Genomic DNA, 12,527 nt, shown 5'->3' with positions numbered 1-12,527 from the left:
CTGAAAGCAAAAATCCCGATATCAGTACCGGGATTAAAAATCATCATTAATAAATAGATTGAGCGACTACATTTTATCGGGTTGATAGAATCTAACGGTACCATCCCCCTCATTTGAAACGATTAATAAACTTCTGCCATTGGGGCTATCTTTTGGTTTAACAAACATCAAACCTTCGGGCGCATCGCCGGTAGAGAATAACTGAACAAATTTTGGTGCTGCCGGATTGGTCACATCATAAATAGCAATTGCATCTGCACGTTCCATACCGATAAATGCCAGGATTTGTCCGTTTACCTGAGCAACCGTTACACTTTCTACTTCTACGCCTTTATTATCTGAACGAACGTCGTCGTATTTTCCGGCATCAATTACATGCTGCTCAAGATCTTTACCAATGTTGGCAACCAAAGCTCCCGTATTTGCATTCAGGATACTCACACTTCTGCCCCCGGTTGAAAACAATTCCTGGTATACCTTATTTGTACCAACCATGGTAAAACCAGCGGTATTGGTTACGGTAAGCCGTCCGAGATTTGCATCTAACTGCAAGGTTGCAGCATTAGGAAATTTAACCGGATCTAAAATAAGATCTTTTACACGCACCTCTTCTTTTGATTCTTTTGGAGTATAATCCTGACGGGTATCACCTTCATTGGCCAAGGCTAAATAAGGCGCACCGTTAGATGTAAAATAAGATATGGCATCTGGCAGGTAATAAGCTTTTATTGGCCATGTACCCAATATTTTTTTACCATCTTTATCACTAACATCAAAAGCATTTTCGGTTAGGCTGATATCTCTTGTACCCAACGGAATAATCTTCGTAATGGTTCCGGCTAAAATATCTACTTCGGCAACACCGTTATTTTCCTGAAGCGTAACATAGGCCTTTTGAGAATCACTGCTTACTGCAATGTATTCCGGCTCAATATCCTGGGTAAAACTGGCATTGTAACCATAAATTCTAAAACCATCAGCAAGCAATGCAGCTTTCTGCGATTCAAAAGCTGAAAAATCTATTGTTCTTATCGAATAATTATCTTTGATACTGATAATTGAAATGGTTCCTTTTGGATCTACCGTGTAGGCCTGATTGGGCTCGCCTTCGTTTGCCGATAAAATATAATTTCCATCCGGACTAAAAGTTACCATATCTGGCATAGCGCCCACCGTAATTTTTTTAACTTCAGATAAATCTAAAGTCTTAAGTACAACAACTTCGCCATTTCCCTGCTTATCGGCGCCATCTAGAGCAATTGCCAATAAACCGTTATTTACGGCAACGCTATTAATCCCGGCGTTAGCTGCATAAGTTAAGGTTTGCACTTTTGTAACTGTTGGGTATTTACTCATATCCACAACGTCAACTTTGGCACCTCCATCATTACTGGCTACAAACAGCTTTTTGGTTAAAGGATCATAGGCAGAAATTTCTGAAGCGAATTCACCGCCTAAATCAATAGCTGCAGTTTCTTTAAAGCTGTCTATTTTTTCTGGAACAACAGCTTCTACCGGAGGATCTACAATCGGATCATCTTTTGAATCTTTTTTACAGGCAGCAAATGCCAGCGAAGCAATAAAAATTGCACCAAATAGTTTTTTACAGTTCATGGTTTGTTTAATATCTGAACCGCAAAAATAAATTCGAATCATGCTGTTTCTTAAGCCACCTATATTATGATTTAGTTAAGAAAATGTGAAGGAGGTAGAAAATTCAAAACTTAATGTTCTGGATCAAAGGCATTTTCTAGCTAGATCGCTGCACTCCGCTCGAAATAGCGCTCAAAAAAAAAAAAAAAAAAATCCCGGCAAAAATACCGGGATTACTAATCATTTTAAAAACAGATACTGAAACAAGTTCAGTATGACGACCGATAAATAATTAAATATGTATCGCTCTGTTCTCAGTTGCAGCAAGTGCCGCCTCTTTTAATGCCTCTGTATAAGTTGGGTGCGCATGGCAGGTACGTGCAATATCCTCAGCAGATGCGCGGAATTCCATCGCGATAACCGCTTCAGCAATCATATCTGCGGCACGTGGGCCAATCATGTGTACGCCTAAAACCTCATCAGTTGCCGCATCGGCTAAAACCTTGATGAAACCGTCGGTATCCATGCTGGCTTTTGCACGTCCGCTGGCTTTGAAAGGGAACGAACCTGCTTTATATTTTATACCTTTTTCCTTTAACTGCTCTTCGGTTAAACCTACAGAAGCCACTTCCGGCCAGGTATAAACTACTCCAGGAATTAAGTTGTAATTAATATGTGGTTTCTGACCGGCAATGGTTTCGGCCACATAAATCCCTTCATCCTCCGCTTTATGTGCCAACATTGCGCCTGTAATTACATCTCCAATGGCATAAACACCCGCAACCGAAGTTTCTAAATGCTCATTAACCGGAATTTTTTTACCTCTTTCTTCAACGGTAATCCCAATTTTATCCAAACCTAAACCTTCGCTGTAAGCAGTACGGCCAACAGCCACGATGCAATAATCAGCATCAAAATTTACGGCTTCGCCCTTTGCATTTTCTGCAGTAACCGTTACTGTTTTACCATTATTTGTAGCACCGGTAACTTTATGATTCATAAAGAATTCCATGCCCAGGTTTTTCTTTAATACGCGTTGAAGTTCTTTACCTAAACTTGCATCCATTGTTGCAATGATAGATGGCAAAAACTCAATTACTGAAACTTTTGTACCTAAACGGGCGTAAACAGAACCTAACTCCAAACCGATCACTCCGCCACCAATTACAACCATCGACTTTGGAACTTCTTTAATATTTAAAGCCTCTGTTGAAGTGATGATCCGTTTTTTATCGATCGGTAAAAATGGTAGAGCTGTAGGTTTAGAACCCGTAGCAATGATTACATTTTTTGCAGTCAGGGTTTCCGTAGTACCATCAGCTTTTGTTACCAGGACGGTATTTTTATCTACAAAAGAGCCTACACCTTCGAAAGAATCGATTTTGTTTTTTTTGAACAGATACGTGATACCGGCCGTATTTTGCGCAACAACATCGTCTTTACGTGCGATCATTTGCGGCATATTTACTTTTAGGCTTTTCAAATCGATACCGTGAGTAGTAAATGTATGAGCAGCATTGTGATAATGCTCCGATGAGTCTAACAAAGCCTTAGATGGAATACAACCAACGTTTAAGCAAGTTCCTCCAAAAGTTTTATATTTTTCTACTACTGCAGTTTTTAAACCTAACTGAGCACAACGGATTGCGCCTACATAACCGCCCGGCCCTGAACCGATAACAACGACATCGTATTGCATAATTTCTTGAGTATTTTAATTAGCCAAATGTATGGAAAAAAGGCGGAAAGCTAAAAGTAGAATAGGGCAATTGTCTTCCACTTACAATCCTCAACATATAGGTTAAGCAACCCATAATCATAAATCCAGGTTCATTGCTGAGACCATTAGACGATAATCCCAAAAAGTTCAAATATCCAAATGTGATAAGCATATAAATATTTTACTTTAAGACTATAAAATATTTGATTGGCTCAGTTATGAACCAGAGATATTATACACAAATTCAAAAATCAGGAGATCAATACTAAATTATGACCTAATAACCAACGAACTATTGACGAACAAACAAATGAACCGTTCACTAGTAAACCATTTACTAATAAACTATTGACCAATGGACTATTGACTAATAAGCCATTGACCAATAAACCTTAAGCCCCTTGTCCGAAAGTAAGCAGATTGTTATCCGGATCAAGCATAGAAAATTCCTTTTGCCCCCAAGGTTTTGTTTGCAAATGGCCATTAGGGTGAATGCTTTGATTAGTATCCAGCATCCATTGGTACAAAGCTTCGATATCATCTGTGCGCAGATAAACCTGACCATAGTTTTCTTTGGGATCAAGTGCTTCAAATAAAAAAAAGTGAATCTGAACATGATCTTTTTGCACCATAAGGTAATCCTTAAAATTGTCGGCCCCAATATCTTTAAAGCCTAATTTATTCACATAAAAATCTCTGGTGATTTCTTTATCACGCATTGGAAGTTTCGGATTGATTGCTGTCAGCATATTTTTTTTATTTCAAAAATGAGGAATTTTCTGAAAAGCAGCACTTGATCGAAATCAGGAAATTCAACAGTTTGCCCTAACCCTGCTTAAGGTTTCGGGCGTTATCTTAAGATATGAGGCGATGAGTTTAACCGGAAAAACCTGTACAATAAGTGGCTTGGACTTTTTAATGTATTGGTACTTTTCTGCTGGACTTAACGCATTATCGAATAGATAAGTCCTGTGGTTAGCCTGGTCAAAAATCCGACCGAAGTTTAAAAAGGATTGTGATCTGGCAATCAGTTCATGCAGGTGGTATAAACTCAATTCAATCACTTCAGCATCCTCAAATGCTTTAATTGTTGTATCTGATGGCTTCTGACCTATTAAACTTGCGTGATTGTACATCCATTCTTTGGGTAGATGAAGCTCGATGATCGTTTCGGTTTCATGATCAGATTGAAACTGAACAAAAGATCCGGACAGGATGAAATAAACAGACTGGCAAATCTCACCTTGGCGCAAGACCATATCGTTTTTCCTGAATATCTTTCGCGTGGCTTTTTCTTCAAAAAGAAGCAGATCATAGGATGAAAATGAGCCGACGCCAGATAAAATTTCCTGAGCTGATATCATATGAAATTCACTTATTTGAACAGATGGAGCAACCAGACAATTTATGGATTAGTGGCTTTATTGGTGATTAGATAAGCAACGATTAAATTCGGAATCCAGCATAACCAGGCAACAACCAGGTAGGCTTTAAAAAAATCACCAAACATAATGGTCAAAATTGGCAACCAGATCCTTAAGGTTACCGCTGCAAAACACACAGCATAACTAAAAACCATCATTTTTTGATGTTTCACGATTTCGCTATTTTTAATATATAAATAAGCTTTTAACGTAGTATAAAACCAAACGACGCCTAAACAGATAAATCCTGCGGAAGAAACCCACCCGCCTGTTGCAAAAAAGCCTATATAAATGCCTGCCAAGGCGCTAAGCAGCACCGAAACCACGTAAGCTTTACCCAATTTCCGGTGCAATACCATTCGCCTGTTTCTCATTTTCGGACTAAATTGCGTCCAGCCGATCAATAAAGCTACTCCTCCTAAAATAATATGCGTATAAAAACCAATGTTCCAGAAAGTATTACTTAATAACTCGGCAGACTTTGAATTCAAAAGGCCAAACTTCCTATCAATCAAGAAGTAAATCGTTGGATAGAATCCTATCAGTAATGCGAAAGTTGCAAATAAAATCCATAACCCTTTTTTAACCATATTAAATCCCGTTGCTTATTACTAAGCTAGTTAATTTTGGAGAACTAGATTAGTTCCTTATGTAACATAAATGCTTTGGCATTCGCAAAACTGAGAAAAAGCTCATCGGCTATTTTTAGTTTTTGATGTGCACGCACATTATTTTGTATAGCATAACAGGTAATACCGGCAGCCATGGCCGATTTAACCCCATTTAAAGTATCTTCAAAAACGATGCATTCTTCTTTAGCTAAGCCCAGGCGTTCCACACAAAGGTTATAACTTTCGGGATCGGGTTTAGATTTGCTTACATCTGTTCGGGTGATAAACAGACTAAAATATCTGGCCATACCATTGCGCTCGAAAACAGCTTCCACATCAATCTTCGGACTGGCCGTAACCACTGCAAGCGTAAGTCTTTTATCGAAAGCAAATTGCACAAACTCTAATGCATAAGGCATTAAGGCTATATCGGTTGTTCTAAAACCATCAAAGGTTATCTTTTCTCTTCTTTCAATAAAGCTGGCTAAATCTTCATCAATTTTATAGCGATCTATAATCGTTTTTGCATTTTTCGGCAGCGGAATCCCAGCATAATTACTAAGCCAATCTTTAAATTCGATATGTACATTATAGGGTTCTAAAAAGGTATTCCAGCAATCAAAATGAAACTTTTCGGAATCAATCAATGTACCATCTAAATCGAAAAGCAGGGCTTTTATTTTACTCATTATAAATTTTTAACTGAATTGGTTTATGGGATAATCTCGAAAAGGAAAAACTGTTGCAACTGCGTTTTACTGAAATTATCATCTACACAAAATATCAAAGAACGGTGTCCGTTTGCAAGTTTCGGTCCAAAAGTTACCCCTTCAACATTATCAATGTGCATATTTAAGGTATCAAAATCGAAAAGTAGTTTTTTGCTGAGCGGCTTTGGTGGATTTTTTGCGAAAGATGGATTATCAATTTCATTTTCTGCACCATTCAGATCAACCAGGTAAAGTTTTAAAAAAGTATGATCGTCATGGCCTTTTGCCCAGGCCCTCTCTAATACCAGAAGCGTGTGATGGTTAACGGCCAGTATTTCGGAAATCCCGTTCACATTCCAATCATTATCTACAGTAGGCTTAACAGGTACAGCGCCAAGGTTGTAGGCATATTGCGCGACATTCTTTTTAGTCGCCATATCAAACTTTAAAATCCTTGTTAAAGCCTTATCATACTCAAAAGCGGCCTGAGGACCATCCTGGTAAAGTGGTTCTTCTAAACTGGCATATAAAGTTCTGTAATCATCCGCATAAGTCAGGCCTTCAAACAAAGCATTTTTCCGTGGGCCACTCTGCGTTTCTGTAAAATGAAAACCTTCCGGCAATGGAAGGGTATCCAAAAATTTACCCGCTGTAGAAATAAAAGTTAAACCGGGCTGAACAATGGTCGTATCACCATTTTTAAACAATCTTTCGCCTTCACTGCTCCAGATCAATTGTTTCGCAACCGGATTATAACGAACAGCTTCTCCATCTGGCTTCACGCTTTTATCTGTGCCGTATTTAGGGTATTGGCTCCCATTTTCCTGTAAAAGAAAATTAACTCCCGTAATCCGGATGGTATCGATTTTATTTTCTTTGAGATCGATCTTTGCGGTGTAAATCCTCGCTGGACTAAATTGCGACGGATCATCACTGATCATATAATATTGGTTTTGTTTTACATCATAATCAATCCCCGATAAACCACCAACAACCGTATTTTGAAAAATAGGGTTTAAGGGCATGACATATTCATCCAAAAACTTTATAGCTGAAATATTAGCCTCATCCTGTTTAATTTTAACATGCTTAGTTACCGAACAGGAAGAGAGAATAATAGCAAAAAGAGCATAGATGATGAAGTATGGCTGTATGAATTTCAAATCGAAATGTTTAGGTTGCAAAAATATGTTTTTTAGATGCAACAATTTATAATTTTTGCCACGGAGGCTAAGATGGGTACGGAATAATCTATTTTGTGGTGTTAGCTGTTATCAGCTGATACACCTCAATATACTGATAGAAACTTGCAATTAAGCCATCTTTTCAAAACAAAACAATCGGATGGTAACATCCGACTGCACATTAAATACTTGCAAAACCAAAGAGTTGTCAACTTTAATATCCGGACGGACGGAAAGTTGACAACTCTGAACTGCTAAAACAACTTACCGATTACGCGGTAAGTAATGTTATTTCCATCAACTACCTCTTCATAATACACATCATCAGGCGAGACAAAATATTTTTCATTTTTAATGGTCACCTCTCTGCACCCTTCAGGCAATTGGTCAATAATATCGCCAATATTATGCGTATTAGCCAGGCCATTTGCGGTATTTAAAACGCCATCTTTGCCAGCCACCACATATACGGTTTTACCTTCAGCATTTTCCTTTTGGGTGTAATAAACTCCTTTGTATTCGTAATAATCAACTCCGTTAATGGTTACCCGGTTTGCATCCGAAGGTAAATTTGGAACTTCGGCACCAACTGGTGGTGTGACCACTTCGTATTGATCATTATTTTGTTGATAAAACAATCCACCGGAATAATAGAATTGGGTTGGCCCATACCAGAAAGGATAATAACCATAGGGTAATACATTAATCCTCACACCTAAAAACGGTCTGTAAAAACTGTAATAATTGTAGTATGGTCTGCAATAAGGTCTCCCGAAACCTACTCTGTAACCATAATATGGCCTTCCATAGCCCATCCGATAACCTGGTCTGTAATAACTATAACTTGATCTGCCAGAGCGGACACTGGTAGAAAAACCACCTCTGCCTGGTCCGCGCAAAGTTGGCTGATGGGAAAATCCACCACCTCGTGATGAGCCAACTGAGCCGGATCTGCCGCCGCCGAAAGAAGCACCGCCTCCGCTCCTGCTTGGCCGCTGTGCAGAAACACTTTCGATACTCCAGGTTGTTATCATCGCTGCTGCAGCGAAAACAACCAATACTTTATTGAATAACCCATTCATTTTTTTGTGTTTAAGTCAATGAACTATATGACGGTAAAAACGCATAAAAGATTATCCTTGAAGCACATTTAACTAAATTTTGATAAAGTAATGACGAATAGAAGGTTAAGCTATAAAAAATACGCAATACAAAAGAATGCCTCATCCATTTTAGACTATCGACCATAAAAATGCAAAACTCTCTTGCATACCATACCTCTGCCCCTGGTCTTCCTACTTTCGGACTCTTCCATTTTCCATCATACCTCATTCCCTCTCCCATGCTAACAAACCTTTTACGCACTATATTTTTCTTATCAATCGTTAATCACCTATATTTAAATTTTATTCCTAAAAGCCAGCTCAAATGAACCTTACCAAAGTTTTCAGCCTTTTATTTTGCCTGTTTATTTCCAGTGAATTAACGGCTCAACAAACCGATTCGGCTTACGTGAGAGAAAACTATATCAAAATAGAACGCCAGATCCCTATGCGCGATGGGATAAAGCTATTCACCTCCATATACATACCGAAAAACCAATCCAAAAAATACCCATTTCTGATCAACCGTACACCTTATACTGTTGCCCCATATGGCGAAGATAAATATAAGCTTAGCCTGGGGAATTTTCCGGCCATGATGCGCGAAGGATTTATTTTTGTTTACCAGGATGTGCGGGGCCGCTGGATGAGTGAGGGTACTTTTGCCGACATCCGTCCACAACTAACAGGTAAAAAATCTAAAACCGCAATTGATGAGAGTACGGACACTTACGATACTATAGATTGGTTGATTAAAAATGTAAAAGGAAATAATGGAAAAGCTGGCATCTACGGCATTTCGTATCCTGGCTTTTATTCTACCGCCTCATTGCCAAATGCTCATCCGGCATTAAAGGCCGTTTCTCCACAGGCACCGGTTACCGATTGGTTTATAGGTGATGATTTCCACCACCGCGGCACGTTGTTTTTGATGGATGCATTCAGTTTTATGAGCGGTTTTGGTGTGCCGAGGCCTAAACCCATTACACCAGATAAAGGCCCCAAAGGTTTTCAGTTTCCCATTCAGGATAATTATCGCTTTTATTTAGAAGCCGGATCTGTCAAAAATTTAAAAGAACGTTATTTTGCAGATAGTATCAGATTCTGGAACGATTTATTTAAACATCCAAATTTAGATACCTTCTGGAAAGCACGTTTAATTACACCTCACTTAACTCAGGTTAAACCTGCAGTAATGGTGGTGGGGGGCTTTTTCGATGCCGAAGATGCTTATGGCACTTTTGACACTTACAAAGCTATTGAAAAACAAAACCCAGGCGCCAATAATATCCTTGTCGCGGGGCCTTGGTTCCATGGTGGCTGGGTACGTAGTGATGGCTCCTTTTTGGGCGATATCAACTTTGGCAAAGCCACCAGTATTGATTATCAACAACAGTATGAATTACCTTTTTTTAAACATTATTTAAAAGGCGGGGGAGATTTTAATGCGGCAGAAGCCAATATTTTTGTAACCGGCAGTAACGAATGGAAAAAATTCAGCACCTGGCCGCCACAAGAAGTAGAAAGCAGGAATCTGTATTTACAGCCCAACGGAAAGCTCAGTTTCGATAAAGTAGGCAGAACCGATAGCTGGGATGAATATGTGAGCGATCCAAATCATCCTGTTCCTTACCAGGATGGTATTCAGGCCAGACGTACCCGGGAGTACATGATAGACGATCAGCGTTTTGCAGCCCGCCGCCCAGATGTTAAAACTTACCAGACTGATGCCTTAGCAGCAGATATTACCCTAACCGGCCCCGTGCTGGCCAATCTGGTGGTTTCTACTACCGGTACCGATGCGGACTATGTTGTTAAATTGATTGATGTTTATCCTGAAGATGCACCAAACCCGGTACCGAATCCCAAAAACTTAATTATGGGCGGTTACGAAATGTTGGTGCGCGGAGAAATTATGCGCGGAAAATACCGAAACAGTTTCGAAAAACCTGAAGCATTTGTTCCCGGCCAGATTACAAAAGTAAATTATCCACTGCCAGATATCGCGCATACCTTTAAAAAAGGACATAAAATTATGATCCAGATCCAAAATTCATGGTTTCCTCTGGCCGATCGGAATCCGCAGAAATTTATGGATATTTATCAGGCCGAACCACAGGACTTTCAAAAAGCAACACATAGAATTTATCACGATGTACATAACAGTTCTTTCCTTACCGTTTCTGTATTAAAATAAAGCCGTTACGTATCACCATTGCCTTGGTTCGTGCGCCATGAAACGAAACACAAAACAACTTACTTATCCTTAAAAAATGAAATACTTAAAACTAATCCTTATCCTGCTTTCGGCATCCACAGCTTTCGCACAAAGCGATACAGGATACCCAAAAACAAACTATACCAAAAAAGAGGTGTATATCCCTATGCGCGATGGCACTAAACTTTTTACAGCCATTTATACGCCAAAAGATGCATCAAAGGATAAAAAGTATCCGATGATTATGCAGCGTACCTGCTATAGTGTTGCCCCTTATGGCGAAGATAAATTCCCGGCACGTTTAGGGCCGTCCGATCTGATGATGAAAGAAGGTTATATTGTAGTGATGCAGGATGTACGCGGCCGCTGGAAAAGTGAAGGCACCTGGACCAATATGACGCCGGTTATCGACAATAAAAAATCGAAGAAAGATGTGGATGAAGGTTCTGATACTTATGATACCATTGATTGGTTGGTTAAAAATGTGGCTAATAATAATGGTAAAGTGGGCCAATGGGGTATTTCTTATCCTGGCTTTTATACCGCAGCGGGGATTTTAAGTAATCACCCTGCGTTAAAGGCATCATCACCACAGGCGCCCATTTCCGATTTCTTTTTTGATGATTTTCACCATAATGGATCATTTTTACAAAGCTACTTCTTTACTTTCCCAGTATTTGGTGTACAGAAAACGGATACAACCTCAAAACCTTGGTACAATAACGAGATGATTTTACCAAAAACCAAAGATGGCTATCAATTTGCGCTGGATCTCGGCCCATTAACTAATGCCGATAAGTATTATAAAAACAATTTCTTCTGGCAGGAAACCGTTAACCATCCAAACTATGATGAATTTTGGCAAAAACGTGGTCTGCTAAAACATTATGGCACCATTAAACCGGCAGTAATGGTAGTGGGCGGCTGGTACGATGCGGAAGATTTATCAGGCCCTCTGAACATATATAAAACCATCGAAAAGAAAAACCCAAATGCTTATAATACCATCGTGATGGGGCCATTCGGACATGGCAGATGGAGCCGCGAAACTGGCCACACCATGCATAGCAACGTATATTTTGGCGATAGCATTGCTACTTTTTACCAGAAAGAAATTGAAGCCAAATTTTTTAACCACTTCTTAAAAGGCAATGGTGATAAAAACAGCGGTTTACCAGAAGCTTATATGTTCGATACCGGTAAAAAACAATGGGAAACCTTTGATCAATGGCCAACAGAAAAAGCAAGCAAACAAAAATTATACTTAGGTGCAGATGGAAAATTAAGCATGACCGCTCCCCAATCGCCCGGCTCAGTAAATTACATCAGCGATCCTTTAAAACCGGTTCCTTACACGGAAGATTTAACCACTACCCTAGGTTTTACGCCGCATAATTACATGAGTGAAGACCAGCGTTTCGCAGGCAGGAGACCGGATGTACTGGTTTACCAAACCGATATATTAGATAACGACATTACTTTGGGTGGCGAAATCATGTCGCACCTTAAAATAGCCACTACTGGTACCGATGCAGATTTTATCGTAAAACTGATCGATGTATATCCGGCCGATGAGCCGAACAATCATTATATGCCAAATAAAAATATCACCCTGAGCAATTATTGGCAAATGGTACGTTCGGAAGTGATGCCCGCCCGTTTCCGCAACAGCTTTGAAAAACCAGAAGCCTTGGTGGCCAATCAAAAAACTGACGTAAATTTTAAATTGCAGGACGTATTACACACCTTTAAAAAGGGACATAGAATTATGGTTCAGGTACAAAGTACCGCTTTTCCGTTATTTGCCCGTAATCCGCAAAAATTTGTAGAGAATCCTTATAAGGCTACTGAAGCAGATTATATTAAAGCCACGCAAACTGTTTTTAACGACAGTTTTATCGAAGTTGACGTCATTAAATAAGCTCACGCTCGTCTCTGACGAGCGTGTAATAACCATTCGTTTT

At 39.4% G+C, this 12,527-nt stretch carries 10 protein-coding genes; 2 read left to right on the top strand and 8 right to left on the bottom strand.

Annotation, left to right across the window (positions count from 1 at the left end; translation table 11 throughout):
- Positions 1-66: 66 nt before the first annotated feature.
- The 8 genes from DV942_RS15745 to DV942_RS15710 all read right to left on the bottom strand — a co-directional run bounded on the left by DV942_RS15745 (position 67) and on the right by DV942_RS15710 (position 8,324).
- The gene (locus DV942_RS15745; RefSeq protein ID WP_145859028.1) at positions 67-1,614 is read right to left on the bottom strand and encodes a choice-of-anchor I family protein; all 1,548 of its coding nucleotides are present in this window, start codon (positions 1,612-1,614) and stop codon (positions 67-69) included.
- Positions 1,615-1,885: 271 nt separating this feature from the next.
- Positions 1,886-3,292 carry a dihydrolipoyl dehydrogenase gene (gene lpdA, locus DV942_RS15740; RefSeq protein ID WP_145859025.1) on the bottom strand — a complete coding sequence of 469 codons (1,407 nt, stop codon included), beginning with the start codon at positions 3,290-3,292 and terminating at the stop codon, positions 1,886-1,888.
- A gap of 413 nt (positions 3,293-3,705) precedes the next feature.
- Entirely contained in the window at positions 3,706-4,062 is a 357-nt protein-coding gene (locus tag DV942_RS15735) for a bleomycin resistance protein (protein ID WP_090983071.1), read from the bottom strand.
- Between the two features lie 63 nt (positions 4,063-4,125).
- A complete protein-coding gene (locus tag DV942_RS15730; RefSeq protein ID WP_145859023.1) occupies positions 4,126-4,677 on the bottom strand; it encodes a Crp/Fnr family transcriptional regulator in 552 nt (183 codons plus the stop codon).
- A gap of 41 nt (positions 4,678-4,718) precedes the next feature.
- Positions 4,719-5,327 (bottom strand): DUF2306 domain-containing protein, encoded by a 609-nt coding sequence (locus DV942_RS15725; protein ID WP_145859021.1) that lies wholly within the window; start codon positions 5,325-5,327, stop codon positions 4,719-4,721.
- 44 nt (positions 5,328-5,371) lie between these two features.
- On the bottom strand, positions 5,372-6,037 hold the full coding sequence (locus tag DV942_RS15720) for an HAD family hydrolase (protein WP_145859019.1): 666 nt from the start codon (positions 6,035-6,037) through the stop codon (positions 5,372-5,374).
- A gap of 23 nt (positions 6,038-6,060) precedes the next feature.
- Complete coding sequence (locus DV942_RS15715) at positions 6,061-7,221, bottom strand: esterase-like activity of phytase family protein (RefSeq protein ID WP_145859016.1); 1,161 nt, start codon at positions 7,219-7,221, stop codon at positions 6,061-6,063.
- A gap of 275 nt (positions 7,222-7,496) precedes the next feature.
- Complete coding sequence (locus tag DV942_RS15710; protein WP_145859013.1) at positions 7,497-8,324, bottom strand: DUF6515 family protein; 828 nt, start codon at positions 8,322-8,324, stop codon at positions 7,497-7,499.
- Between the two features lie 346 nt (positions 8,325-8,670).
- Here DV942_RS15710 and DV942_RS15705 point away from each other — a divergent pair, with 346 nt between their 5' ends.
- The gene (locus DV942_RS15705; protein WP_145859010.1) at positions 8,671-10,542 is read left to right on the top strand and encodes a CocE/NonD family hydrolase; all 1,872 of its coding nucleotides are present in this window, start codon (positions 8,671-8,673) and stop codon (positions 10,540-10,542) included.
- Between the two features lie 76 nt (positions 10,543-10,618).
- Complete coding sequence (locus DV942_RS15700) at positions 10,619-12,484, top strand: CocE/NonD family hydrolase (protein ID WP_145859007.1); 1,866 nt, start codon at positions 10,619-10,621, stop codon at positions 12,482-12,484.
- The last annotated feature ends 43 nt before the right edge of the window (positions 12,485-12,527 follow it).

It is taken from the genome of Pedobacter suwonensis (genome assembly GCF_007833675.1).
In the GTDB taxonomy this organism is placed as follows: domain Bacteria; phylum Bacteroidota; class Bacteroidia; order Sphingobacteriales; family Sphingobacteriaceae; genus Pedobacter; species Pedobacter suwonensis.
This window is presented reverse-complemented; position numbering and strand designations above follow the sequence as displayed.

Bases quoted from the DNA above. Each gene is read 5' to 3' on its own strand.
- DV942_RS15745 (WP_145859028.1), bottom strand. From the start codon at position 1,614: ATGAACTGTAAAAAACTATTTGGTGCAATTTTTATTGCTTCGCTGGCA.
- lpdA (WP_145859025.1), bottom strand. From the start codon at position 3,292: ATGCAATACGATGTCGTTGTTATCGGTTCAGGGCCGGGCGGTTATGTA.
- DV942_RS15735 (WP_090983071.1), bottom strand. From the start codon at position 4,062: ATGCTGACAGCAATCAATCCGAAACTTCCAATGCGTGATAAAGAAATC.
- DV942_RS15730 (WP_145859023.1), bottom strand. From the start codon at position 4,677: ATGATATCAGCTCAGGAAATTTTATCTGGCGTCGGCTCATTTTCATCC.
- DV942_RS15725 (WP_145859021.1), bottom strand. From the start codon at position 5,327: ATGGTTAAAAAAGGGTTATGGATTTTATTTGCAACTTTCGCATTACTG.
- DV942_RS15720 (WP_145859019.1), bottom strand. From the start codon at position 6,037: ATGAGTAAAATAAAAGCCCTGCTTTTCGATTTAGATGGTACATTGATT.
- DV942_RS15710 (WP_145859013.1), bottom strand. From the start codon at position 8,324: ATGAATGGGTTATTCAATAAAGTATTGGTTGTTTTCGCTGCAGCAGCG.
- DV942_RS15705 (WP_145859010.1), top strand. From the start codon at position 8,671: ATGAACCTTACCAAAGTTTTCAGCCTTTTATTTTGCCTGTTTATTTCC.
- DV942_RS15700 (WP_145859007.1), top strand. From the start codon at position 10,619: ATGAAATACTTAAAACTAATCCTTATCCTGCTTTCGGCATCCACAGCT.